This window comes from Pseudomonas cannabina, from assembly GCF_900100365.1.
In the GTDB taxonomy this organism is placed as follows: domain Bacteria; phylum Pseudomonadota; class Gammaproteobacteria; order Pseudomonadales; family Pseudomonadaceae; genus Aquipseudomonas; species Aquipseudomonas cannabina.
Map to the genome: position 1 here is coordinate 1 of NZ_FNKU01000004.1, position 24,544 is coordinate 24,544.

25 protein-coding genes, 4 pseudogenes and 1 other annotated feature are annotated in these 24,544 nt (G+C 54.5%); of the genes and pseudogenes, 11 read left to right on the top strand and 18 right to left on the bottom strand.

The annotated features are described in order from the left end of the window. Nucleotides 1–15: 15 nt before the first annotated feature. From lhgO to BLT55_RS29235, 4 genes and pseudogenes are all read right to left on the bottom strand, one after another. A pseudogene (gene lhgO / locus BLT55_RS29220) lies at nt 16–1,186 on the bottom strand (L-2-hydroxyglutarate oxidase). Nucleotides 1,187–1,261: 75 nt separating this feature from the next. Further along, nucleotides 1,262–1,963 carry a FadR/GntR family transcriptional regulator gene (locus tag BLT55_RS29225; protein WP_032704446.1) on the bottom strand — a complete coding sequence of 234 codons (702 nt, stop codon included), beginning with the start codon at nt 1,961–1,963 and terminating at the stop codon, nt 1,262–1,264. Between the two features lie 487 nt (nt 1,964–2,450). After that, on the bottom strand, nt 2,451–2,741 hold the full coding sequence (locus tag BLT55_RS29230; RefSeq protein ID WP_003344250.1) for a hypothetical protein: 291 nt from the start codon (nt 2,739–2,741) through the stop codon (nt 2,451–2,453). A gap of 80 nt (nt 2,742–2,821) precedes the next feature. Then, a complete protein-coding gene (locus BLT55_RS29235; RefSeq protein WP_003344252.1) occupies nt 2,822–3,472 on the bottom strand; it encodes a ParA family protein in 651 nt (216 codons plus the stop codon). Nucleotides 3,473–4,054: 582 nt separating this feature from the next. Here BLT55_RS29235 and BLT55_RS29240 point away from each other — a divergent pair. The 6 genes and pseudogenes from BLT55_RS29240 to BLT55_RS34605 all read left to right on the top strand — a co-directional run. After that, nucleotides 4,055–4,312, top strand: a complete 258-nt coding sequence (locus tag BLT55_RS29240) for a FitA-like ribbon-helix-helix domain-containing protein (RefSeq protein ID WP_003381346.1) — start codon at nt 4,055–4,057, stop codon at nt 4,310–4,312. After that, a complete protein-coding gene (locus BLT55_RS29245; RefSeq protein ID WP_005769733.1) occupies nt 4,309–4,728 on the top strand; it encodes a type II toxin-antitoxin system VapC family toxin in 420 nt (139 codons plus the stop codon). The genes BLT55_RS29240 and BLT55_RS29245 overlap by 4 nt, the downstream gene beginning before the upstream one ends. 40 nt (nt 4,729–4,768) lie before the next feature. Then, nucleotides 4,769–5,401 carry a recombinase family protein gene (locus BLT55_RS29250; RefSeq protein WP_044394008.1) on the top strand — a complete coding sequence of 211 codons (633 nt, stop codon included), beginning with the start codon at nt 4,769–4,771 and terminating at the stop codon, nt 5,399–5,401. Nucleotides 5,402–5,791: 390 nt separating this feature from the next. Continuing rightward, on the top strand, nt 5,792–6,769 hold the full coding sequence (locus tag BLT55_RS29255; protein ID WP_007247761.1) for an IS5 family transposase: 978 nt from the start codon (nt 5,792–5,794) through the stop codon (nt 6,767–6,769). Nucleotides 6,770–7,095: 326 nt separating this feature from the next. Continuing rightward, complete coding sequence (locus BLT55_RS29260) at nt 7,096–8,031, top strand: AvrD family protein (RefSeq protein ID WP_055000308.1); 936 nt, start codon at nt 7,096–7,098, stop codon at nt 8,029–8,031. Between the two features lie 237 nt (nt 8,032–8,268). Further along, nucleotides 8,269–8,382 (top strand): annotated as a pseudogene (locus BLT55_RS34605) (histidine phosphatase family protein); the annotation flags it as partial. On the opposite strand, the pseudogene BLT55_RS31295 reads toward BLT55_RS34605, so the two are convergent. Further along, nucleotides 8,381–8,916: pseudogene (locus BLT55_RS31295) on the bottom strand (transposase); the annotation flags it as partial. The pseudogenes BLT55_RS34605 and BLT55_RS31295 sit on opposite strands and share 2 nt — an antisense overlap. Next, nucleotides 8,522–8,638 (bottom strand) — a sequence feature (AL1L pseudoknot). Its footprint overlaps the pseudogene before it by 117 nt. Before the next feature lie 632 nt (nt 8,917–9,548). Between BLT55_RS31295 and BLT55_RS33140 the strand changes: the two are divergent. Continuing rightward, complete coding sequence (locus BLT55_RS33140) at nt 9,549–9,830, top strand: hypothetical protein (RefSeq protein WP_057424767.1); 282 nt, start codon at nt 9,549–9,551, stop codon at nt 9,828–9,830. Beyond that, complete coding sequence (locus BLT55_RS29285; RefSeq protein ID WP_074801844.1) at nt 9,811–11,040, top strand: IS91 family transposase; 1,230 nt, start codon at nt 9,811–9,813, stop codon at nt 11,038–11,040. Before BLT55_RS33140 ends, BLT55_RS29285 begins: the two co-directional genes overlap by 20 nt. A gap of 279 nt (nt 11,041–11,319) precedes the next feature. Here BLT55_RS29285 and BLT55_RS29290 read toward each other — a convergent pair. From BLT55_RS29290 to BLT55_RS34270, 7 genes and pseudogenes are all read right to left on the bottom strand, one after another. Then, a pseudogene (locus BLT55_RS29290) lies at nt 11,320–12,632 on the bottom strand (replication initiation protein). Nucleotides 12,633–13,030: 398 nt separating this feature from the next. Next, nucleotides 13,031–13,258, bottom strand: a complete 228-nt coding sequence (locus BLT55_RS29295) for a hypothetical protein (protein ID WP_004667228.1) — start codon at nt 13,256–13,258, stop codon at nt 13,031–13,033. A gap of 57 nt (nt 13,259–13,315) precedes the next feature. Further along, on the bottom strand, nt 13,316–13,765 hold the full coding sequence (locus BLT55_RS29300) for a GntR family transcriptional regulator (RefSeq protein ID WP_074801847.1): 450 nt from the start codon (nt 13,763–13,765) through the stop codon (nt 13,316–13,318). A gap of 131 nt (nt 13,766–13,896) precedes the next feature. After that, a complete protein-coding gene (locus BLT55_RS33655) occupies nt 13,897–14,034 on the bottom strand; it encodes a hypothetical protein (RefSeq protein WP_167359990.1) in 138 nt (45 codons plus the stop codon). 76 nt (nt 14,035–14,110) lie between these two features. After that, on the bottom strand, nt 14,111–14,305 hold the full coding sequence (locus BLT55_RS29305) for a hypothetical protein (RefSeq protein ID WP_139206529.1): 195 nt from the start codon (nt 14,303–14,305) through the stop codon (nt 14,111–14,113). Between the two features lie 109 nt (nt 14,306–14,414). Next, nucleotides 14,415–16,484 carry an LPD7 domain-containing protein gene (locus BLT55_RS34265; protein ID WP_341845503.1) on the bottom strand — a complete coding sequence of 690 codons (2,070 nt, stop codon included), beginning with the start codon at nt 16,482–16,484 and terminating at the stop codon, nt 14,415–14,417. A gap of 287 nt (nt 16,485–16,771) precedes the next feature. After that, nucleotides 16,772–17,191, bottom strand: coding sequence for a hypothetical protein (locus BLT55_RS34270; RefSeq protein ID WP_054097448.1), 420 nt, complete (start codon nt 17,189–17,191; stop codon nt 16,772–16,774). Between the two features lie 322 nt (nt 17,192–17,513). On the opposite strand from BLT55_RS34270, the gene BLT55_RS35060 reads away from it, so the two are divergent. Beyond that, a complete protein-coding gene (locus BLT55_RS35060; RefSeq protein WP_397389534.1) occupies nt 17,514–17,786 on the top strand; it encodes a hypothetical protein in 273 nt (90 codons plus the stop codon). A gap of 24 nt (nt 17,787–17,810) precedes the next feature. Beyond that, on the top strand, nt 17,811–18,125 hold the full coding sequence (locus tag BLT55_RS35065) for a hypothetical protein (RefSeq protein ID WP_397389535.1): 315 nt from the start codon (nt 17,811–17,813) through the stop codon (nt 18,123–18,125). A 52-nt stretch (nt 18,126–18,177) separates the two neighbouring features. On the opposite strand, the gene BLT55_RS29315 is transcribed toward BLT55_RS35065, so the two are convergent. Beyond that, the gene (locus BLT55_RS29315) at nt 18,178–18,903 is read right to left on the bottom strand and encodes a plasmid mobilization protein (RefSeq protein WP_074801853.1); all 726 of its coding nucleotides are present in this window, start codon (nt 18,901–18,903) and stop codon (nt 18,178–18,180) included. Between the two features lie 395 nt (nt 18,904–19,298). On the opposite strand from BLT55_RS29315, the gene BLT55_RS29320 reads away from it, so the two are divergent. Further along, nucleotides 19,299–19,706 carry a hypothetical protein gene (locus BLT55_RS29320; RefSeq protein ID WP_055001171.1) on the top strand — a complete coding sequence of 136 codons (408 nt, stop codon included), beginning with the start codon at nt 19,299–19,301 and terminating at the stop codon, nt 19,704–19,706. Nucleotides 19,707–19,723: 17 nt separating this feature from the next. On the opposite strand, the gene BLT55_RS29325 is transcribed toward BLT55_RS29320, so the two are convergent. The 5 genes from BLT55_RS29325 to BLT55_RS29345 form a co-directional block, all read right to left on the bottom strand. Further along, nucleotides 19,724–20,362: a hypothetical protein gene (locus BLT55_RS29325; RefSeq protein ID WP_074801856.1), complete on the bottom strand. Its 639-nt coding sequence runs from the start codon at nt 20,360–20,362 to the stop codon at nt 19,724–19,726. Further along, entirely contained in the window at nt 20,355–21,224 is an 870-nt protein-coding gene (locus BLT55_RS29330; RefSeq protein WP_004662055.1) for a nucleotide-binding protein, read from the bottom strand. The genes BLT55_RS29325 and BLT55_RS29330 overlap by 8 nt, the downstream gene beginning before the upstream one ends. A gap of 193 nt (nt 21,225–21,417) precedes the next feature. Next, nucleotides 21,418–22,023, bottom strand: a complete 606-nt coding sequence (locus BLT55_RS29335) for a single-stranded DNA-binding protein (protein ID WP_004667938.1) — start codon at nt 22,021–22,023, stop codon at nt 21,418–21,420. A gap of 27 nt (nt 22,024–22,050) precedes the next feature. Next, a complete protein-coding gene (locus tag BLT55_RS29340) occupies nt 22,051–22,335 on the bottom strand; it encodes a hypothetical protein (RefSeq protein WP_054078325.1) in 285 nt (94 codons plus the stop codon). Nucleotides 22,336–22,361: 26 nt separating this feature from the next. After that, nucleotides 22,362–24,527 (bottom strand): type IA DNA topoisomerase, encoded by a 2,166-nt coding sequence (locus BLT55_RS29345; protein ID WP_054999202.1) that lies wholly within the window; start codon nt 24,525–24,527, stop codon nt 22,362–22,364. Nucleotides 24,528–24,544: the final 17 nt, after the last annotated feature.

A 24,544-nucleotide genomic window follows, 5' to 3' on the forward strand; every position in this document is an offset into this window, starting at 1 on the left:
TACGAGCAGCCCTAATTAAACTACAGAGCCTTCTAGTTTTGCCACTATCATTTCGGCTATTGGAATAGCCGAAGTAGCTGCAGGTGATGGCGCATTACACACGTGCAGCATTCTGGATGTTTGTACAAACAGAAAATCTTGTACAAATCCTCCTTTGTTTGTGACGGCCTGTGCGCGTATGCCTGCGTCCGAAGATTTTAAGTCTTCAAGGTTGAGAGAGGGATAATACTGTCGGCATTGCTCTAGGTAGCTTTTCTTGCAGGCCGAGTTTCTAATTTCGCTGACACCCGAGCGTAAGTTTTTTCCCAGAAGCTTCCAAAAACCTGGATACAAACTATATTCCAAAACATCGCGCGCATTAAATGCAAGTTTTTTGTAGCCTTCGCGCGAAAGCCCAAGCACAGCATTGGGCCCAACCGTAACCCCTCCATCAATCATGCGAGTTAAATGGATCCCGAGAAATGGAAGCCCTGCTTCTGGTACTGGGTAAATCAGGTGATTGATGCTATTATTTTTTTCTGGCGGTAAACGAAAGTATTCACCACGAAAAGGTATGATCTGAAAATCGACATTCAGCCCAGCCATTGCAGCTAGACGATCAGACTGTAAACCCGCGCAAACTACAATTTTTTTAGACTTCCAGGATAACGCTTCTGATGACACCGATACGTGGCTCTCATGCTCCTGAATTGCAGCTATCGTTTGACCTAAGGAGGCGCTGATTTATTCGATTTTTCGTCCCTGCAACGCTCTGGAGGCCTTGATTTATCTGGGGGCAACAGCTGGGTTTTAGAATAAATCAGCGTCTCCTTAGCGCCTGAGCGTCAAGTCGTTCAACGTTGAGCCCATTCTTTCTGGCTCGCTCCTCAAGATTGCTGAGCAAGGCAAGCTGCCGAGGATTAGATGCAACAAGCATTTTCCCGCAAACTTCAAATGGGATCTTGTGTTCGGTACAGAATGCTTTGCTCAGTTCTGCCCCGCGCTTGCACAGTCGGGCCTTCAAACTGCCAGGCTCGTAATAGACCCCAGCATGGATGACCCCGCTGTTGTGGCCAGTTTGGTGCTTTGCTATCGCGGCCTCTTTTTCCACGAGCACCAACGACGCGCCTGGATGAGCCTTAAGCAGTTGCATGGCTGTGGCCAGCCCCACAATCCCACCCCCAATCACACAAAAATCGTAAATCATGAAAGTCCTTTTTATATCTGGTTGTCTGACAACCAAAATGAACGGCGACAGGTACCGGTGTCCTCACGGATACCGCTACTCCATCACATCTATATTGAGGCGTAGAGCGGCAGAATTCAGATGCAAGCGTGCGCAGTTAGCGGCTTCAACCGGGTTGCCACTTTTGATCGCATCGTAAATTTCACGGTGCTCGCGGTTGGCACCGCTTGGACCTACCGCAAGCTTTGACGAGTTTTCCCACGCCATGAAACGAGCCCGGATGAGCTGGCTTTCTAGAAAGTCATGGAATGCAGCCAGGTATTCGTTTTTGCAGGCAGCTACGATGGCCCTATGAAATTCCACATCCGCCTTTGAAGATGCTTCAAAATTGCCGGCATTACCTTCCATCAGTGAGATGGCGTCAGACAGCCGCTCCAAATCTTTCGTCGTGTGCCGTTGCGCAGCCAGTGACGCCGCTTGTATTTCAATGCACGAGCGCAATTCAAACAGCTTAGCGAGATCCGCTGTATGGCTCTCGCTGCTTGGCAGCCTAAAAACCGTTCCAGAGGGATTTTGAGAAACAAAAGAGCCGTTGCCCCGACGAATAACTAGCACGCCATCGGCTTTCAGCTGTGAAATGGCCTCGCGCACGACCGAGCGGCTGACGCCGAACTGATCAGCCAGCTCATGTTCTGTTGGCATCTTCGAGTCGGCTGGGAGCCCCCCACTCGCTATTTCTTTGCGTATCGTTGACACGACACCTTCAACAAGGGATTGAGGTCGTGAGAAGCTGAGCATAATGTTTTTGTCCTGTTGTCTGACAATAAGGCTAAGAAATATAGGATCCAAATTCCACTTTTCCCGACGAATGGCTGTGGGTGAGATTATGTTGATTCTCGCTTAGCGCGCACCGGCAGCAAGCGCGGAGCTGGGCAGCCCACAGCCACAGCATTGAATTGATGCTGTTGCGTCTTCATTTTCATGGACACTAAAAAGATGCCGCAGCCCAGAACGGGCTGGGCTGGGCGTGGACGATACAGGGATATTTTCACTAACTGTCTATGCAGTTCACCGACTCAGGCGCGCTATCAAAATCGCTTCGCTAACCAATGGGCGGCATTGCTTGAGAAACTCGATCAACTGCCGGGCTGGAATGTTGCATAGCTCGACTACGGGCGTGCGGCGAATAATGTTATATTCTTGACCTGACATTTCGTACACCTTTTGCGGGGTTTCGGTTTGTCACGAGTGCCAAGGTGGTAGAAGCCCTTGGCACTCGACTTTCTTACTCGCTGGATTGCCAGCCCTTCTTTTTCATGTAGTCCTTCATTGCCTCCTTGAACGCACCTACCTGCGATATATCATTGCTCGCGCAGAATGTGCGGAACTCACGCCTGAATGCTTGATCGAGCTTAAAGCCTAAGTCCACCAGTTTGTCGTCTGCCGCTACCTTAGTATTGTTGCCAACTGCTGCCGTGTCGGCGGCTGATTTTGGTGGCTCACCCAAATCGCGACGTGGTGGTTTGGGCACCTTGACGACAGGGGCTTCGCCGGGCTTGGAAGTCTTGGTAGACATAGCGTTGAGTCCTAAATTAGCGGTGACCTCATAATAACACATCATTAGCTAATTCGCGCTTTAGCTAATTAGCTTTTATGCTATTTAGTGAGTCGGCTGAAGTGATCGACAGCTGATTGGATGACTTCCATTGCCTTGGCGCGTGGGCTCCGAAATGAGGTTTCGGTTACAGAGCGGCCCTTGTTCATTGCGTCTGCATAGCAATCTTGGTGCTGGATTGAACCAGCGAGTGTGGCGAAGCGCGTTTTTCCCAGGTACTCGCGTGCGGCATCAGTTGCCGCATCGCGTTTTGTAGCCTTGCATAGGGCAAACACTATGCGGTCTACCGGCACGCCGTGCAGATCGGCCAAGGTGTTGGCAAGCGCAATTTGTGGGTCGAGGTCGTCTAAAGTTAGGCCCGTTGGCAGTATCAGCAAGTTGCTGGCCTTGGCGATCTTCACAGTTTCTTCGGTGGCGTTCGCCGGGCCGTCGAAAATGTATAGATCGGCATCTCCGGCGCGACTGACTGCGGTGGCCACATTGCCAAAGAGCTGTACCGGAATAGCGGGTTCGATGTTAGCCAGCAGACGGCGCTGCTGCCAGTTGGTAGCTGTAGCTTGTTTTGTGTCGAGGTCGATAATCTTAGTTTCCCAACCTGCTGCCGTGTAGGTGGTAGCAAGTGCGCGCGCGATTGTAGATTTCCAAGCGCCGCCTTTTTGAGAGATGCAGCCGATAGCAAGAGGGGGTAGCATTTGCGGGGCTTCCTTTTTATCGAATTAGCTAATTAGCTAAGATTAAGCAAAGTATAGCCATGATCTGGATGAGTGCAAGCAGATTATTGATTTAGCTAAATAGCTAAATAGCTAAATAGCTAAAGGCATTAACCCACTTAGCTATGCCGATAACAGCAATTGGCCATTCATCTTATGGTCGGTTGGTTGCTCCATTGCAGCCTCGGCCGCCAGCGCTACGTAACGCTCCTACGGCTCTTAATGTTGTGGCCTTGGACTGGCGCAAGGCCATGCCCGGCTCGACCAAGTAGACGCCTTTCTCAGAGTCGCGATTGTGCTAATTAGCTAATTAGCACAATCGCGAAATGACCTATTCCTGTGCTTAGCGCCGAAAGGACACAAAGGTGTAGCGGTGCAAAATGATACGGCTCAAATGGGTAGCTCTTTTCTACATGGCTCTTTAGGATTGCTTTCTGGAGAAATGAGCCACCCCTGATAGACTCTGTCCCTTTGGGTATACCTAAATGGACCAATCAAGCATTCTTGATTTATGGTATCAAAAGCATATAGTGATACCACTGATGAAAAACTGGTAACTACCAAGTGGCAAACGTGAACGTAAGAAATCTACCCGATGAAGTGCATCGGGCAATCCGCATCCAAGCTGCCCTGCACGGGCGCAGCACCGAGGCCGAAATACGCGACATCTTGGAGCGGGCGGCGAGACCCGAGGGACGTGTGAAACTTGGCTCGTTCTTGGCGTCTATTGCCCGCGAGGTTGGTGGTCTGACCGATAAAGAACACACCTTGTTTGAGAACACGCGCATCACGTCTCCGGCCCGTGCGGTGAGCTTTGAATGATCCTGCTCGATACGAACGTAATTTCAGAACCGCAGCGCCGAGAGCCCAATGCCCACGTCCTTGACTGGATCGACGCACAAGCGCTGGAAACGCTTTATCTGTCCACCATCACGGTAGCCGAGTTGCGTGCTGGTATCGCGCTGATGCCTGTCGGAAAACGCCAGGATAGCTTGCGTGAAAACCTGGAAAAGCACCTGCTGCCGATGTTCGCCAATAGGGTGCTGTCGTTCGATATGACTTGTACGAAGGCTTATGCCGAGCTGCTGGCCAAGTCCCGCGCAGCCGGGTTGGCGGTCGAAACGGCAGATGCCTTCATTGCAGCCATCGCCCTCGCCAACGGCTTCACCGTCGCCACCCGTGACACTGGCCCTTTTGAGGCTGCCGGGTTGAACGTCATTAACCCCTGGGAAGCGTAAACGTAGTGTTGAATCAGGAACGTATCTAAAGGATTACAGTATGACGACTCTCAACGTTGCGCGGGTGTACCTGCGTGTCAGTTCCGAAGACCAGGACTTGCAGCGCCAAGAAGCGATTATTGGCAATGCTCGAGAGTCAGGCTACTACGTAGCTGCGGTCTATCGCGAGAAGGCCTCGGGCGCTCGATCCGACCGTCCCGAGCTGTTGCGCATGATTGAGGACCTGCAACCGGGTGAAGTCGTCATTGCGGAAAAGATCGACCGAATCAGCCGTCTTCCTCTGGTCGAAGCAGAAAAACTTGTGGACGCGATCAGGGCTAAGGGCGCACGCCTGGCAGTGCCTGGAATCGTCGATCTATCGCAATTGACCGAGGCGTCCCGTGGTGTCGCCAAGGTGGTGTTGCAAGGCGTACAAGACATGCTGTTGCGTGTGGCCTTGCAAATAGCGCGTGACGACTTCGAGGACCGGCGAGAGCGACAGCGCCAAGGCATCGACTTGGCCAAGGGCGCCGGTCGATACGCTGGGCGTAAACCGGATACCAAAATGCATGAACGGGTCATCGCTCTTAAAAGCGGTGGATGTAGCATTGCGGAAACTGCAAGGCTGGCCGGGGTCAGTGTCAGCCAGGTAAAGCGTGTCTGGGCACAGAACCAGGCTAAAGTTAAGGTCTGAATGTAGCAAGAAACCTCGTTTTCACGCACGGTCTCCCGGGCGTCGCGCGTTTGATGTTTCGTTGCTCCCTGACGTGCCCCAACCGATCGCCGTTTAAGGAAGGTCTGAAAAAGCCTTTTCTTCAAAAGTCGAAGCCAGTAAATACAGGCGCTCCAGCCCGGTTCCTCTCCAAAAAAATGGGCTTTTTCAGAGGATACTTAAGGAGCCGCTGATTTATTCGATTTTTCGTCCCTGCAAGGCTCTGGAGGCCTTGATTTATCTGGGGGCAACAGCTGGGTTTTAGAATAAATCAGCGTCTCCCTAGGGAGGCGCTGCAAAAATAGCCAACTGTCCCCACCCTTGGCACACTAAGTTCCTTCAACAGCCTCCCTCTCCGTGAGCGTTACGCGCGTGCAGAAGACCTTCTCCGAACTCGAATATACCGGCAAGAAAAAGCAGACTCGCCGAGATCGCTTCCTGGCTGACCTTGAACAGTTGGTGCCCTGGGCCCTGCTGGAGGCGCAAGTGGCGCCGTTTTATAGCAACACCGCAGGCAAGCGCGGACGCCCTGCGATAGGGGTGTCGCGCATGTTGCGCATGTACGTCGTGCAGCAGTGTTTCGGTTTCTCCGATGAAGGTTGCGAAGATGCCGTCTACGACAGCCAGGCCATCCGCGGTTTTATGGGTATCGACCTGGGTCGCGAGTCTGCACCGGATGCCACCACCTTGCTGCGTTTTCGCCGCTTGCTGGAAGTCCATCAGCTAACCCGGCTGCTGTTTGAAACGATTAACCAGCATCTGGCCAGCCGGGGGCTGCTGCTCAAGGAAGGCACTATCGTCGACGCTACTCTGATCGCCGCGCCGCCCTCGGTCAAGAACCGAGAAGGCAAGCGTGATCCTGAGATGCATCAGGCCAGGAAAGGCAATCAATGGCACTTTGGGATGAAGGCCCACATTGGTGTAGACGCCACGTCGGGGCTGGTGCACAGCGTAGTAGGGACGGCCGCTAACGTGGCGGATGTCACCCAGGTTGGCCAGTTGCTTCACGGTGACGAAACCTATGTTTCGGGTGACGCTGGATACACCGGTGCGGCCAAGCGACCGGAGCATGCTGAACGGGACGTTATCTGGTCGATTGCAGAACGGCCAAGCAGTTACAAGCAGCACGGCGAAGGCAGCGTGCTGTATCGGGTCAAGCGCAAAATTGAATATGCCAAGGCGCAACTGCGTGCCAAGGTCGAGCACCCCTTCCAGGTAATCAAGGTGCGCTTCAATCATCGCAAGGTTCGCTACCGTGGGCTGGAAAAGAATACAGCGCAGTTGTTCAGTTTGTTTGGGTTGGCCAATCTGATGCTGGCCAAGCGGTATTTACAACAGACGGCAGGATAAATCCGTCTGAAAGGCGGGACTGGCCCGCCTTTCAGCAAAATGAGGGCAGAAATCTGCTCGAGAAACGTAAAATAAGGTCGGCAGGTTGAAAAAAACCGGCTTGGAAATGGGGACGGTGCGAACGGGTTAATTGTTCAGCGTCTCCTTAAGAACGCTTTGGCCAGCTGCGCCAAATAAAGCTTTGGCGTTGACCTACGTTTGCATGGAACCAAATCCGTCCCAAAGGCCACACAGAGCCACCATTTTTATAAAAATTGGTAGCTGTATAGCTTCCGCAGTCGAAAAACTTCAAAAGCAGCAAAGAATGGTTTATAAGGAATGTATCCATGCAAGACCTTAGTTTTAGCAATATAGAAAATCATTTGGGACCCGCTAAAGATCGTTTCTTTGGCGATGGTTTCAAACATGTGGAGTATAGTGCTAGACATGTTAACCTCACCGAAAGTGCAGTGGACGCAAATATAACTATTAGCTACCCAGCCAATTGGTCAAAAAAGAACGGTAGTAGTGAACTAGTACCGCACTTAAGCACCATTGACGCGTTGACAATTTCAACTAATTTAATCCAGGATATTCTACTGAATAGCTTCAAAAGCATTGATCACTGCTGGGTGAAAAGAATATCTATCAAGGCCGGAAATAAACCTGAAGAAGATCTACGTAATATCAATGCGAAAATAACTAAAGAAAGCCAAGGATTGGACTCCCAAGGCGATGCGTATTTAATTTTCGGTGGCAACGTTGGCACGATGAAAGTTCAGTTGGAGGTCATCATGGCAGCCGCTCACGAAATCGAAACCGTTAAGGATAGTGCCGAAAAAAGTTGTTATTCTCTACATTTTAAAAATCGCACTCAACTCATCGACGATATTATTTTTTACTCGCCACTCAACGCCATATCAACACTTTTTGTCGCTTATGATAAAGAGCGCCATTTTTCACCTAGCGGAATCGAGGCTAATTACCCTAACATTATGAACCCCGTAGATGCACTTGTCAGTCACGCACAAATAGCGCAAGCACTTCTTTATAAACTCGATGGTTTGACTCGTGGTGAATCAAACACCTTATTGATGAGGAGCTTTAATATTATCGCCGAGAATCCCGCAAAGCGCATAGCGGCGACTCGATTACTAGTAACCGAACTAAAGCGTGCTAATATTGTTTCAGTAAAGGATAAAAGCTGGCGAGTAGCGGAAGTGGCTGGATATATGAATGGTATCACCCTTTCTGGTTCAGTTGCGCATCTATTACCCCTTTAGTATATTTCGGAAAAACAGCTGCTGATTCCCGAAAAAATTAAACTTTATCAGTAGCTTATTCTATACATCATAGGTAGATTATTTCGCGAATAGTACACAGGGGTGCAACATGAACATTCGTATTGCCGCCTTGGGAAACGCTCTGTCGTCTTTTGAGGTCACAAATGAAGGCTTTGATAACTGCGCGTCATATAGAAGTTCTGTGCATCTAATAATAATGCTAAGTGACGACGCTCGATGATCATTGTCATTATCCGACATGGTGAAACGCCACAAAATTTGCTTGGCGTTTTTCAGGGACAGTCTGATCCTGAGCTGGATAACGTAGGGATAGATCGGTTCAAGGAAACCAGACCTTGCGCATGCCATATACATGGAAGTGCTCATCCCAGACTCGCTGGATGTGCTCACCCAGTTCCTGGTCACGCTGCGCACGCGCTGACTGCTGGCTGGGGTCAGCCTGCTGAGCAGCGTACCGGTAGTACGTCGACGGGGCGATTGGCAACACCTTGCAAATCGGCACGACCCCGTAAGACTGGCGGTTTTCATCAATAAACGTCTTCATCGTTTGAATGGGCGGTCGAGCTCCGCCTGGGCAAAATAGGCTGAGGCCTTACGCAATATCTCGTTAGCTTGACGCAACTGACGGTTCTCACGCTCCAACAGCTTGACTCGCTCACGTTCGACTGTGCTCAGCCCATCACGCTGGCCGCTGTTGCGCTCAGATTGGCGAACCCACAGCCGTAATGTCTCGGGCGTGCAGCCGATCTTGGGGGCAATGGCACTGAGGGTGGCCCACTGCGACTCGTACTCAGGAAGGTGTTCGAAAACCATCCTGATGGCCCGCTCACGGACCTCTGGGGAGTACTTCGGTAGTTTTTTCATCGCTCCATCCTCTCAAAGGTTGGAGTCTCCGAGAAACCCGGGGCGGTTCAATACCTTGGGCCAGCAACTCTCCACCCTTATGGGCAAGGAGTAATACAAGCCATGGGAGTACAGCAGACGGATGGCTGCGGTTCAGCTGCGATCGTGTCTCCTTGGTTTTGAGAGCCAGCCATATTATTAGCGCCATCGTCGGCATGAACAAGGGGTGCTTGCAGAGAAATGACAGTAAGACCGGCTAAGGCCGCAAACTTGATTTTAGAGAAAGTGCAATTAAGTTTCATAGTATCCATCTTGTCTGATCAGAAAGTTTGAAAAAATTGGAAATCTTCCATTAGGGAAGGTCTGAAAAAGCCTTTTCTTCAAAAGTCGAAGCCAGTAAATACAGGCGCTCCAGCCCGGTTCCTCTCCAAAAAAATGGGATTTTTCAGAGTATACATTAGTGGTAAGTTAAGTACAACAGTTCCGTGCATAGGAGAATCCCGGCCAGGCACACCAACCCCTCAACTCGGCGTCAGGCCGCTCACCAGCACCCTGTCAGAGAACTGGGCAGCCTGCGGCTGCAAATTGTGGGATTTTGAAATCGGTTATCATAGCCGAAATCGAGTCGATCCCTCCTCAGCACAGGCTTACACATGGCGTCAGAGACCAAAAAACGTAAACGGGCGAGCCGGGCAAAAGCCAAGGCAAAGCAGACCCGTCTCCAACGCGCCGGGCATACCACCTTCGTTCCCGATACCGACTTTTTCTTCGATATCGATCCTTTGGGTGATGTCGATCTTTGTAGTTGCTGCCAGACAACGTATCTGAACGACATGTTTCCCGACGCTTCTTGCGTAAGCGTTTCGATGAGAGAAGGGCCAGGCGGATTCGCCATCACCGCCGTCATTCACCACGATGAGGAGCCGCCCTGCTGACGTGGCCTCTGCACCGCCTGCTTACAAACCTCGACCGCTCAAAAACCTCTTCACGGCCAACGGCTGCTGGGCAGATTTGCTGGAGGCCGGCGGTCTGCGCCAAATCGAAGTGGAGTCGATCAGCAAAATGCTCGCCTGCGGCACCTCGATACTGGGCGTCAAACACTACACCTGCGGCAACGACAGCTGCCCGCACGTCAAATACCTGTGCAACACCTGCCATTGCCGGGCCTGTCCTTCCTGCGGCAAAAAGGCCACCGACCAGTGGATCGCCGTGCAAAACAACCGTCTGCCCGACTGCCCCTGGCAGCATCTGGTGTTCACGCTGCCCGACACGCTGTGGTCCCTGTTCTTCTACAACCGCTGGCTGCTTGATGCGCTGTTTCGTCTGGCGGCCGATAACCTGATCTACACCGCCAAGCGGCGCGGTTTGCGCGTCGGGATTTTCGGGGCGCTGCACACCTATGGACGGCGGCTCAACTGGCATCCCCACGTCCACCTGTCGGTGACCGCGGGCGGCCTGGATGAGCAGGGCGTCTGGAAAAATCTGTCGTTCCACAAAGAGGCCCTGCGGCGGCGCTGGATGTGGTTGGTGCGCGATTACCTGCTGGGACAGCCGCTTTCGCAATTGACGATGCCGCCGCAGCTGGCCCACATCCACTGTGAAAGCGACTGGCACCGTCTGATACTGACCGCTGGCGGCCAGCACTGGCACATCCACTTGTCGAAGAAGACGGAAAACGGGCGAAAGACCGTCAATTACCTGGGCCGCTACCTGAAAAAACCGCCCATCTCGGGCAGTCGTCTGGCGCATTACACCTCCGGAGCCACGTTGAGCTTTACCTACCTGGATCACCGCACGCAGACCTATCAGCAGGAAACGCTGAGCCAGGCCGACATGCTGCGCCGGGTGGTGCAGCACATCCCGGAAAAGCATTTCCGGATGATCCGGTATTTTGGTTTTCTGGCCAATCGGGTGTGTGGGAAATACCTGCCGAAGGTGTATGAAGCATTGAAGATGGCGACGCCAGGACCGACACCGAAGCTGTATTTTGTGCAGATGGCCAAAGCCTTTCTAAACGTCGATCCGTTCCGTTGCGTGCTGTGTGGCGCGCGGATGGTATACACGGCGGCAATCAGCGGGCTGACGGTACAGGGACTGGTCCTCAACGCTCAGGCGATCGCGCAGATGAGGTACGTGAAGCCCTGACAGGGGGAAGGTGCGTCCGCACCTAGGCTTCGCGGTGAAATAACCTGCATTAACGCTGATTTATAGGGATTTTCACTGCATAAGTAACGCATCAGCGTCTTCCTACACATCGCTATGAAGGCATGACGCCTCCTTCCAAGCGTCAGCTTGATGCATAGGCATTTTGAAATTCCTATGCATGTACAGTTAACGACTAAGCGCCTCAACACGTCAACTCAAGCCGACCAGCAGCACGCAAAGCCACCGCTGCACGCACTGAATTCATACGCGCACTCCCCATCATGAACCATCCTCATGTTCTGTTTTTAAGGGCTCTCCGGGTTGCGGCCCCTGCGGGACCGCAGATATCTGATGTACACCGGATTGCACACCCAAGACGCGATCATTTGCAGGCTGCCCAACTGGGCCCGGAACGGGTGGGGTAGTGGGTGAACGATCTTGCCGAGGTGGTACGGACACAGCCTTACGGCTGGCCCTGAGAACGCTCACAGTGGCCGGTTGGGCGACTTCAGTGAGGATGTGCGTGTAGCTGGCCACCGTTCTCACCGAAACTCCGGCGAGCGTTGCAATCGCAGAACGCACCAGTGCCTTGCCCTGGTCTTGAAGCTGCCTGCACGCTGCTCGGATCTTCGATTCTGTGGCTTTGTGCCGCAGCTCATTGGTGCGCCTGGCCGCCAGGCTCTGCCGTTCGGTGAGCGACAAGCTGCCATCGAGCTGCATGGCCCCCGGTGGCAACGGCGATCACCGGTGTAGCGATCCCACGTCCAGCGGCCTACGGATTTGACCGTGGCGCGTATCGACGACAGCGGCAGGTTTTCCGAAAACCCCTGCTTTAGAAAGCTGTTGTGGTTGTACGCATACGCATCGAGCGAGCGCATGAAAGACTCAAACGAACCCAGCTCGCGCTCGCGATTGACGATGCTGTACGCAAAATAACGCAGCTGCTCAAACAGGATGCAGTGGCGCGAATGGCTGACCTGGTCAAGCTTGGGGCCTGTGGCCCAAGGCTTGACGGTCAACTCCACAGCGCTTGCCAGTTCGCCCAGTTCGTACACGTGGTTGTGAAATTCGGTCGTCTCCCACCAAGGGTGACCGGGTGTTTTGGCCACAGGGCCACCGTGGTAGTCCACATCGGCATCAAGGCGAGCGGCAAACGCGGCATAGATCGCCTTCATGTACTGAATCGGCTTGGCCCGTGCGTTCTCGGTGGTGCACACGGACGGGACGGCATAAAACAACTGGGAATGGCCGCTTTTGCGGTTGCGCACCATCAGGTTCGGCGCGGGCAACCCGGCATCGTCCCAGGCCAAGGCGTTGGCATGGTCCAGGTCGAATACCAGCCACGACACCATGCCGGGGCGATTGACCTGCATATAGGGATAACGCAGCGCGTATTCACGAGGACGGACGCGAGTCGCGGTTTTGTCGTCGCTGCACCGCGCCAGATACGGCGCTTCCAGCAATAACCGGTTGAGCGCAGTGCCGTCTTCAAAGAAGCGGGCCGGAGGCAGGTGGGTGCTGATGGCCATCGGATCGGCGTTGGCCGTGTGCGAGGATGCGAGAGAAAGGCTGAGCGCGTGGTCGAGGTTCATGCTTCACCGCCCTGGCCAGAAAGTTGGCCAACGGCGTGAAAGGGTGTGACGCAAGGGGTCAACTGGGGGGGCAGGGTGCGGTCATCGAGGACGCACAGCCGCTGAAGAATCTTTTCCATAAGTCCACCGTTCAGCGGTGAACTGAAGGCTTCACTTTTGACGGCTTGCACAAAGCCGCAGTGAACGCCATAATCAGCTCACGTTATGTGTGTTGAACAGGTATTCCGCTCTTCAAACGGCCTGTTCAAGATTTTCCAAAAAGCCCCGCCGGCAAGCGGGGCTTTTTGGTTTCTGCGATTCGTGAATCTACATCGTCGCTTTCCTGCAAATAAAACTGTGCCGGATAGTAACATGGGGCCCTCGCTTTTCGCCCTACAAAATCCGCTGCTTTCAACGAGCTAGGACGCTTTCCTGGCCACCACCGGTCTTTCATCGCTCGATTTGTTCAGCAGCCGTGGGTAAAGCCCGCGCCGGAACCGCTGAAAATCAGCCGCGTCAAGCCAGTCGGCACTGGCCTCCCATGCGTCCCCAGACACACCGTCGAGCCGATCCTGGCTGATCAGCAGAGACCCTTCGTCATTGCGGCCATTGTCGTTGCGAATGAATTCACAAAGGTGGTTTGTCATTGTTGTCATTCCTTGTTCGCGTTTCAGTGCCAATACCTGGATGCAGAACTGCCAGACCTACAGCGCCTCACTGGAGCATCCGCTCGGGGTTGGACGCAGTCGGCCCAGGACGCGCAGGATTTCGTTTTCAAAGGCGACTTTTGCTTCGAGGTCGCCCAGCTGCGTATGCCGTTCTGCCACGCACCTCAGCAAGCCAGGCAGGTGACCGTGCCGGGGCAACTCCTGGCCGTTCGTGACCCGATAGCCTTTGTGATACGCCGTCGCGATGTAGCCCTGCGTCTCCAGCGAACGCAGGGCTTCACGCACCGGCATCCGGCTGACCTGGAAGGCATCGGCAATGGCTTGCTGCGTGAGCCGTTCACCCGGTTCAAGTCGTCCGTTCATGATGGCTGCGCGCAGCGCTTCTTCAATGGTCTCGCGGGGCAGCGCTATCGGCTGTGCCAGACCGTGGGCCAGGTGCTCAAGCACCTGCTGAGCGTGCAGTTTTTGCGTTCTGTGGTTAATCATGTCCTTCACCTCTTTAACGGATGCAAACTGCCCCCTGCGCCGTAGCGCTGGGCTCAGCGCTGCACATGATTGAGGGGGTTGTGATGCGTATCAGGAACCGCTTGAGAGCCCCGAAGAGCTGGGCGGGTCGATCAGTCGATCATCAGGCTGGCTTTCTTGCCAGTGGCCGCATATTCCTGCCAATGCGCGATAGCCTGTGCCTGCTTATGGCGTGGGTAGCGAGTGCGAACATAGCCCTGTGCCGTGTGAAGAATGACTAGATATTCCATCGACATGCCCCTTGGACTTTGCGTCTTGATGGGGCAATTGTGAAGTATATTTCGCAAAAGATAAAGAAATATATTTCTATTTTAGGATTGCCGGGAGCGCCATCACGGCATCGTCGTAGTACCTGGGCCGGTCTCCATCCGCAATGATCTGATGCACTCGGCGTTTGCTCATGGCCCAGCGTACGGCCAGCAGCTCAGGCTCCCAGCCTCTACGTTTGATTTCAGCCTTGAAGGCTTCTGGTGCCATCGGCACAAGCTCTTTGACTTCCAATTGGATTATCCGGATGAGAAATATGCTTCTATAGTAGTGGCTCACTGTAGGTGCGTCGAATGGTTTCTGGGAACCACCTCCAGGCAAGGAGGTGGTGTAACCGGACGGCTCAGTCCACGCTCATGCCGTCATCTTCATCCGGCGATGACAGCTCCGGTGTGCCGGCTGCTGCGGCCTGCCCCTTGGGCGTGGTCTCTGCCACTTCCCGCTCAGGCGCGGTCGGCTGCGCTGACCATTCGCGGCGGTTGACCGTTTTGTCCGTGACAGTGCCGTCCTCTTCGATGACCTGCACCACGACAGGCTGAGTGCCCAGGTCTTGCAACCGTACCTGGTCGCCTTGCTTCAGATTCGAATCCTTCATGGCATCTTCCAGCCCTACGCCCCACACCGTGCGGGGTCTACCCCCCTCGGGCTTGAGCGTCACGAAGTAGCTCATCTGGTTGTCGTCCTTGTGCTGATAGGGTGCTTCCCCGTGCTCGATCAGCGTGCCCTCGATGACTTTGCCCCTGACCGGGGCTGTCTGGCCCGTTGCTGGTTGAGGTGCAGGGAACAAACGGTCTTCCACCTCATTGACTATTTGCGCAGCCATCGCCGTGAGGTGGTCTAGGTCATCGATCAACTTAGGCGAGTTTTCGACTTGCTTGTAAGCGGCCACGATGCTGGCTTTGAACGCTTCACGATAGCTGTCGTTTTCCATGTAGGCCGTCAGCATGGCAGCGGCTTCTGGGGTCTTGTCATCCGTCGCAATAATCCAGATGGCGTGGTCCTCACCTCGCAAGCCCATGACCGTATCTGACGCTCTGACATCCGCTTCGGACATCGGGAAATCCCGACGCCATTGCGCTTCACGCCTGACCAGCTCGCTGGGGCTCTGCAGGTCCGGGTCGTTGGCCTGAGCAGGCTTCGCGGCTTCTGGACTCGCAGGCGCTGGGCTGGTGGACGCGGTCGGACTCACCGGCTCGGGCGCAGCGTCTGAAGGCGTTGGCACGTTGGCCTGCGCTTCAGACGTTGACGTTGCTGCGGAATCCGCAGCCGGTTGCGCACGCTGCGCCTGCCACTGTGCAAACGCCTGGTCGCCCTTGGGCACGCCACGTTCTGGAATGCCCAGGGTGATCGCCACCGTCTCCACAAATGCAACGCGCTCTGGTTCCGGCACGGTGTCCAGCTGGGTGGCCAGCGCCTGGCTAACCTGCTCAGCCGTTTTGCCTTCGCCATACAGTGCTTCGATGGACACCGTAACGCCCATCCGATCCGCCTGGTCCCGCACGTCCCGTGTGGCGTCATCAACGTGCCGAGGCAAGTCGGTGGCAGGACCAATGCTCTGGCCACCACGCTCAATGTCCAGCTCTGCACGACGAGCCGCAAGGCTTTGGTTCATGGCCTTGTCAGTGAAATGAACGTCCAGACCGTTCTTGGCCACGGCCTCGATCACCAGCTTTTTGAATTCGGCGGTGCCGGTGATGGTCAGTGTGCTGCCGAACCGCTCCCGGGCAAGCTGGAGGGCCACCGACACCCCGGATTCGGTAATGCCCGTGCGGCGCATGGAGATAGTTTTGCCCGTGTCCACAAACAAAGTCTTGTCGGTCTGCTTGTCCAGGTAATGCACGTTCTGGCTGAACTTGGCTTTGCGTGTGTAAAGATCCTTGGCGCTGAGGTCGCGGGCCCGCTGACTGGCGGCGGCGGGATCAACCTGTTTGGCAAAGCGATCCATGACACGCTTCACACGGTCACGCACGCCTTCTGGGCCAGGCCCTCTTGCACCGCTGATGCTGAAGCCTGGGTCTTCCTTTTCATCGTCTAAAAGATTGCGTATGGCTGCACTGCCCATGAGATTTACCTCGATGTTGGGTTTCGGGTTACGGAACTGTTCACGTGCTTTGAGCCGTTCGAAGGTCAGCACGGAAACCAGCTGCGCCTTGTCCTGGCGGGTTAAGCGTTGATCGGAGAACACGGCGCGCCTGAGCGCGTAATACTGCTGATCGATCCGGCGTATGGCCCGGCGATGAGCCGGGGCAATCTGGTTGTGCTGCGCTTCCCGCGTGAAATACGCGGCCACCGTCGAGGCCTGCCTGTTAACGGTCAGGGCCTTGATCGAGGCGCGCTTGAACACCAGCGCCTTGTCTGCGGGCCGCTTGAGCGGATCGAACAGCATCCGGGCGCGCTGCTCGATGTCAGCCACCGTGGCGACCCGGTGGGGGTTCTTGGCGTAGGGCGGGACGACAGAACCAGGCCGCCATTGGCGGGGAGGGCGAGGCTTGCCGGAAGTCCTTGGCCTACGCCCGGCAGTGGATCGTCCAGGCGTTGCTGTCGCAGTCGCTGCCTTGGGCATCGACGTGACGGAAGGTGCTCTGTAGAACACCAGCGCGTTGTCAGAAGGCTTCTTGAGCGGATCAAACAGGCGTCGGCCTCGCTCCTCGATGTCAGCGATGGTGGCGACACGGTGAGGGTTCTTGGCATACGGCGGGATTATTCGTCCAGCTCGTACTCGGGCGTTTCGGGGCTTTCCAGCTCCGGCCCGGCGTCGGCCTGTAGCGCCTGCTGGCGTTGCTGTTCCCGTTGCTTCCTGAGAAACGGCGGCAGGCCCGCTTCCTCCTCTTCCTCGCTCAGCTGTGGACCCGTTCCGTCTTCCTCGTCCTCCTCCTGGTACAGGTGGTCGCAATCCAGAATCTCCTCCTGGTTGCGACTGTCCCAGGTGAACGTGTGCATCACTGGGCAGTAACAGCGCACCGTCACGGCTTCGGGCCGATCCGGCTTGCCGGTGATCTGCCACATTGCTGACGGACAGGTCTTGCAGGCCATCGGCAGGTGCGGCAGTGCGTCGCCCCGCAGTTTCAGCAGGACTTCGCTGGTGATCTCTCTGTCGTTGCCCGGTGTGTACTGAGTCATGGGATTCTCCATAAGTTTGATAAAACCTGGCTTCGCGTTCGGCCAGTAGCCGAACACGATCTTCAGGGGAGGCTTCGGAATAGGCTTTGCGAAACTTGGGGGTGGCCTTGTTGACGTACTTGATTTCCCTCGCGCGCTGCGGCCAGGCGAGCAAGCGCTCCTGAATCACACTGGCTTCAAGCGGTGGTTTCTTCAGTTCACGCCTGACAATGAAGTCATCCTGAAAGATGGTGTCTTTCAGATTCGTGCCCTTTGCGTCACCCGGCAATTTGACCGAAATATATTCAGTGTCCTTACCTTCGTTACGGATGCGTGTCTCACCGTGTTCAGCTACCAAGGCATAAAAGTCAGCCCGTGTAGTCACACCCCGTTCAATTATCTGCTTGACCAAATCCTGTTTGAACTGGCGGTTCTTGCCGTAAAAGTCATCGCCTTTATAGCGAGACAGGACACTGGCCGCGTCGGCGATGTCCGCACGGACATTCTCACGCGGCGAAGACAGGCCATACTTCTGGTTGATGTGTTCCTGAAAAGCTTCAAAGTACTTTTCATGATTCTTGTACACATCAACCGGATTGGCCTCATTGCCGCTTAGCAGGTTGATGCGCGGGATAATGATGTGGATGTGTGGCTTGCGGTCAATGACCTCACCGGTTTTCCTGTCAGTCACCGTTTTCATTTTGGGCAAATGCGCTTCGGCATACAGATTGAACTCTTCTGGCTTATACGCATGCATGAAAAAGTTCTTGAAGTCGGTCGTGATAGATTTAAGCAACTCAGGCGAAACGGTGTCTTCTTTGAAACTGAGTGTAAAAGTAAGATACCGGTCCTGACCGTAATCTGGGATACTTTCGTAGATGGCCCTGGTCAGACTGAGCTGCCCCTCAATGATCAAGCGATGGTCCAGTTCATCACGGGTGAACTCCCGACCTGACTTATTGCCTTTTTCTAAGTACTCCTGCGCCCCGGTGTTATAGCCACTGACTCTAATCAGCATATTCTATACCTGCTAATAAAATCGTTTCGATGACCACAAGCGATTCATACCATTTGTCTCTCACACTGTCGGCAATAAGGCCCCTATCACTGGCTGATTTAGCGATATAAGCCAACTGAGAAATGTTGTTACCGGCTTTGTTGACGATGAATACTATTCTTTTCCTAAACCCGGTAAACTCTCTAAACACCGGTTTTTGATTTAAAATAAGCTCTCTAAAAAAGGCTGATGCAGAACAGCCCGCCCGTTTGATCATGTCATTAAACTGGGCCATTTCGTCTTGGGTGAGTCGAAACCGGATGATATGAACTTTTTTGCCAGATACGTTAGGTGAGCCACGGTTGCCGTTATGGACTGGCCTTGACGGCTTTGGTGGGTCAGTCTCGGGCAATACCGTGAGCAATAGTTGTTGAATAGCGTTCAGCTTATTAAGCCAGTGGAGATACTGCTTTTGATAAAGCGTGCCGTTGTAAGGTGCCGAGTTTGCGGAGTAGGCAACTTTGTTTAGAGCATGTCCGGACTTTTCGAATACCTGCTGCATCCGCTTCTTGTCGATTGCGGACTGCTCAAAGGTTGGCGAGCGGCTCATCACCAGGTCGCGAAAGAATCGGGCGGGCTTTAGACCGGATTGCGCGATGGGCTCGGCAAACCGGGCGAACTGTTCATCCGTGAAACGGCATGACACGGGGCATGATTTGGTCACTTTTTTGGCCACAAAATCACCTCCTGAGGGCACCTGGATGACGACAACCAACAACGACAAAGACAACGCTTTCCCGCTCTGCGGGGTTCCAAAGGGGTATCCCCTTTGGCACGTCGATTGGATACGAAAAAGGCGAAGCTCTTTTTTGTAGACAATCGGTAACGTGCCTGTTTTGCGAATTCGGATTTCGAGTACGGTTCCAGAAGACAAGTGCACACTGCATTTGCACTGCACTCGCACTGCAAAATAACTGCACCTACACTGCATCCCACTACACTTTCACTGCATTATCACTGCGCGCGCACTGCACCTCACTGCATTTGCACTGCACCTACACTGCACCTACACTGCATTGCACTGCACTTTCACTGCATCCCCACTGCAAACCCTGATGAAAAGGAACATTTATGGCCAAATCAACCATTGCTGACACCCTAAACAGAATGGCCAACGCACAGAACGGTCGCAGTGTGGCCAGCCGCCTTCGTGACATTTTCCCTGACATCGAAAGAGCGCTTGAGGCAGGGGTGAGCCGCACAGCCATTCTGAAAGCGCTAGAAGATGATGGATTGGCAATCACCATGAAAACATTCGAAAGCGCTCTGTACAGAATCCGCCGTAGCACTAAGATAAGTGAGGCAAATACAGGCATCGCTGGAAGTTCAGAATCACATAGTGCGAGTCAGAAACTAACAACATCTCAACAGCCTGAAGGTAAGCCTCACCCTTTCGCAGGGCTCGGCGGTAACGGCAGAGACAGCAATGCAGTGCACCACTCTGTTCCTGACAAAGACCGAATATACGGACGAAAATAGTCAGAAAAGGGGTTAACTCACCCCTTTTTACTCATCAGCTCTAACACCTGTTTTTTAACGTTATTGGGCAAACTATCAATCGCCTGACTCTGTTTTTTTGACTCTCCATACCAATAGTTGGCGCTTTCCTGACTGTCCTGCGCAAAATTGTACAACATCACCCCCCCAATAGAAGCCGTCATCACAATTAAAGCAAGGGCAACAGAAAGACAAACATTCGTAATTAACAGCTTGGTATCTCGCAAACTCGCTGACAGTTCGTTTATTTTGCCTTCCGCCTTTGCAGCCACTGATTGCAGCGCCTGAGTAGACCCCGTCAATACAGCAGAGGTATCAGCAACCACAATTTCCTTGAAACGTTGATGCGCATTTTCAATTTCAAGTTTGGTTAAAGCACTCAACATGCCTTTGGTCTCGTCTCGTAAAGACCCTACAGTCCTTTCCGAATCTTCAACAGCGAGCACAATTTTCTCAATGACCGTATTCATCGCGCGTGGAACATCACGAACCACCTCTTCCAGTGAATCACTCACACTGTCGAGCATCATCTTATTGGCAAGCACTACGGAAAAGATGGGATCTTGTTCGGACAGGCGAATCCCATGTTCGGAGAATACTTCATTACGAATTTTCTGATTCAGCTCTTTATCATTCATTCGAGTTTCCATCCTCACGGGAAAAAACCACATCCAATTGACGATAAACATCATTAAACACATTGAATATTCTTGACTTAGGCATCAAGCCAAAGTCAGTGGAGACTTTAACTTCACGGTAAGTCATGTGCCGCTCAGTCATCAGTCGAATATCAGTAATAAAGTCATCACCATTTCTTTGAACGATTGTGACAACCCCTTGAATGATCGGCAAGGCCTCTTGAAACCATTCATTCTGCTCCAGGGTTTTGCCATCAAAAGTAGGCTTACCCCAAAACTCGTTTACCCAAACAACAATTTTTGCATTGGATTGGGTGCTTCGCACCAGGTCAATCAAGGAAATTAGTCCGGCTGCCGTGTCGTCTTTCGATTGGCCACCGGTGACGACACAGTGTATGAATACCTGTTTACCGTATTCCTGCATTGTTTCAAGAACACAATTGGATTTTATGAACTGCGCGAACGGTAAAAACGTCGAGGCTCCGTTATCGACAACCGACACCCTGTCGCTCAGCAGAATGGACTCAAAGAGCGGATCAAAAAGGCGCTGCATCACGATCCCGTCTTCAGCAATTTTGATCAGTTGAACGTTTAACGCAGCAATTTGGTAAAAGGTGCTGTTTACCGGGTCAGTATCCCCGCACGCTGGCTCATGGCCGCGTTCAATCATGTACTGCGCGAGAATGGATGACGCGAAGGACTTACCCACGCCGCCTTTCCCTTGAAGAATCCAGTGGGTAGTATTTTCCATCGGCATAAGGTTGTTCATAGTGTTTCCTATGGTCGAGTTGAGGCGATCAATCGCCTGAATAGAATGGTTTGTGGCGTAGAGTTTCAACACCAAGGGCGCTGCCCTTGTCATCCCGCAACGGCCGCGTTGACCTCGGGAGCGCGGGGTGGTGAAGCTACCCCACACTCCCAAGGTGAGCCTTTTCTGGACGGGGTAGCGTCAAGTGTGCGCTGCGCCCGTACTTCCGTTCGCCGCGACGATAGAGCGCGTCACGACGAGCCGGGAGCGCGGCACCTGACGTGGGCAAGATCGCTGTGTGGGTGGGTCAGACAAGCATCCAGTTGAACCGGTAGGGGTCCATGAAGGGGATATCGTCATCTCCGGCTCCAAAATCCCCGGCGGGTTGCGGCGCAGGCGCTTTGGCCTGAGTTTGCTTGCCTGATGCACGTGGCGGTTTTGGTGCCGCTTTGCCCTTGCCGGACGGTTTTTCCGATGCCGCCTGCTGGGGTGCTTGCTGCCGTGGGGTTTCGTGGTGGTCGCTGCCACTGCTGTCGTGGCCGTTCTGCCCTTGTTGAGCGTCGCCCTGTGGACGGCCACCGAGCAGCTGCATGGTGCCCTGCATGTCCACGACGATTTCCGTGGTGTAGCGTTTAATACCGTCTTTCTCCCATTCGCGGGTTTGCAGCTTGCCCTCGATGTAGACCTGCGACCCCTTGCGCAGGTATTCACCAGCGATTTCAGCCACCTTGCCAAACAGCGACACGCGGTGCCATTCGGTCTTTTCGACCTTCTGCCCGCTCTGCTTGTCAGCCCACTGCTCGCTGGTGGCCAGGCTCAGGTTGGTTACCGCCGTGCCGTTGGGCAGGTAACGACAGTCAGGGTCTTGTCCGCAGGTGCCTACCAGGATCACTTTATTGATGCCACGCGCCATGATTGCGCTCCTTCTGCAATGAGTTCGTTAAGGGGTGTCTTCGTTCGGGTCAAACACGAATATCGTGCTCAGAAGCTCACGGCCACGGGTTGTGGTCTCCTCGGCAGGGCCCAGCATCAATGCCGTTGAACCGTCTGCCGACAACTCAAACTCGGCAAAACAGGTGTCGCAATCCACTGGACGCCAGGTCATGTCCCACGCTCTGACGTTGACGATATCGACGGTTGCGGGTGTTTCGCAGTTGGGGCAGTGCGCCGTCATCGTTTCGCCGTCTGGCCACTGCGCTGCCTTGGGCTGTTGTTCCTCTGGCATAGCCAAAGCCTCCTTAGGAGAGAGGGTTACGCGCGCGTGGGTTTGCGACTGAACACGAATTCCAGCTTGGCTTCGTGATTGAGCTTCAGGGCCGCTTCAAAGGACTTGCCGGTTTTCTTGCTGTGAAAACCCTTCAGCACGCCGGTCTTGCCATTCGTCAGCAGCGCCTCGATCTGGCCGGGCGACAGCATCTTGCCGCTGACTTCCGGATGGAACTTGAAAGCGCAGGCGCGACAGCCGATCACTCGCGGGGTGACGGCCAGTTCACCGCCGCACATGGGGCACTGAGCGTTCAGGCTGTCCAATATCGGCTTACCATCACCTTGCACGTTGCCCAGATCGACGTTATGCACCTGGTGGGCAATGAAGTCCTCCAGTTCGTCCAGGAACGCGTCTACGGTCAGTTCACCGGCCTCGATCATCTGTTGCTGTTCATGCCAGAGCGCGGTCATGTCCGGCGTGGTGGCAATCGCTGGCAATGCGGCGATGAACTCCAGCCCCAACTGGGTGGGGATCAGTTTTTTCTTCTCTACCGCGTAAAAACCACGTTCCTGAAGCTTGGCCAGCATCGCGGCGCGGGTCGCCGGGGTGCCGATGCCGCCGTTCTCGCCTTTCTTGCCCTGGTCGCGGTCGATCAGCAGCTGCTTGATGCGTGGGTCTTGCACGTACTTGGCGACCCTCTGCAGGTCCTTGAGCAACGTGGCCTCGGTGTACAGCGGCAAGGGTTTGGTCTTTTCCTTGGCGACCGTAATGCCGTCGCATACCCCGGCGTCACCGACTTTCAGATCCGCCAGCGCATCGAAGGGACTCGCAACCTCGGCAGCGTCCGATGCGTCTTCGTCTTGCTCGTTCTCTTCAGTGACCTGCGCCGTCCAGCCGGGCTGCGTCACTTTGGTGGAGCGCGCAACGAAGGTGTGGCCGTTCACGCCAAACTTCACCTCGGCACTGAGGTAACGCTTCTCGGGCAAAAACTGCGCGACATAGCGTTTGACGATGGCCAAGTACACGGCGCGTTCATCGTCACTCAGCTGGGCAATGTCGATCTTCACTGCCGTGGGGATGATCGCGGTGTGGGCCGAGACCTTGCTGTCGTCGAAAGCCCGGCTTTTACGTTCCGAATTCACCTCGCTGAACATCCCGGCCAGGTCGGGCAGAGCTTCGCTCAGCAGGCTTAAGGTCTGCGGAGCCTCGGCAAACTGCTCATCGGACAGGTAACTGCAATCAGACCGGTTGTAGGTAATGGCCTTGTACTTCTCGCGCAGTGCCTGGGTCAGGGCCAGGGTTTTCTCGGCATCGATGCTGTGGGTCTTGCTCATGTACACCTGAAGGTCGAGCAACGCGAACGGCAAAGGTGCCGCCGTTTGCTTCTCTTCCACACGCGCCTCGATCACGTCTGCGGGCTTCATTCGGCACGCATCAGCCACTTGAGTGGCATACGCCTCGTCGATGATGCGGTTCTTGTCATCGAGCGGGGCATCCGCGGCCACCACGAGGCGGCCCTGCGCACGACTGCTACCAAAGCCCAGGCTTGCCGCAACCGTGTAGTAAAACGCGCTGGCGTGGCTTTTGTTGGCCAGATAGCGGTTCACGATCAGCCCCAGGATCGGGGTCTGCACGCGGCCTACTGACAACACGCCTTTGACGCCCTTGGCCCTACCGGCCAGGGTGCAGGCGCGGGTCATGTTGAAGCCGTACAGCTGGTCACCGATGCTGCGGGCCAGAGCTTTCTGAAACAGGCCGTAAAACTCGCTGTTGTCGCGCAGGCCTTCCAGCGCTTTGCGGGCAGCATTGGCGTTCATGTCGTTGATCAGGATGCGTTTGACCGGCGCGGTGTTGCCGAAATGCACCAGGACCTCGTCGACCAGCAGCTGGCCTTCGTCGTCCGGATCACCGGCGTGGACGATTTCCGAAGCGCGACCGATCAGCTGCTGGACAATGCTCAGCTGGTCCTTGGTGCGTGCGATGGGCTGGTATTTGGCCGGGCGCAGTTTCAGGGGCAGGTCGGCCTGAACCCAGTTTTTATAATCGGGGTTGTGCACCTCGGGCGGGGCCAGTTCGAGCAGGTGGCCCACGCACCAGGTGACGATATCGTTGCTGCCGCACTCGAAATAGCCGTCCTTGCGTATGACGGTGCCCAGCGCTTCGGCAATGACCTGGCCCAGGGCAGGCTTTTCCGCAATGAATACTCGCATGGTGTTCTCCTTGTCAG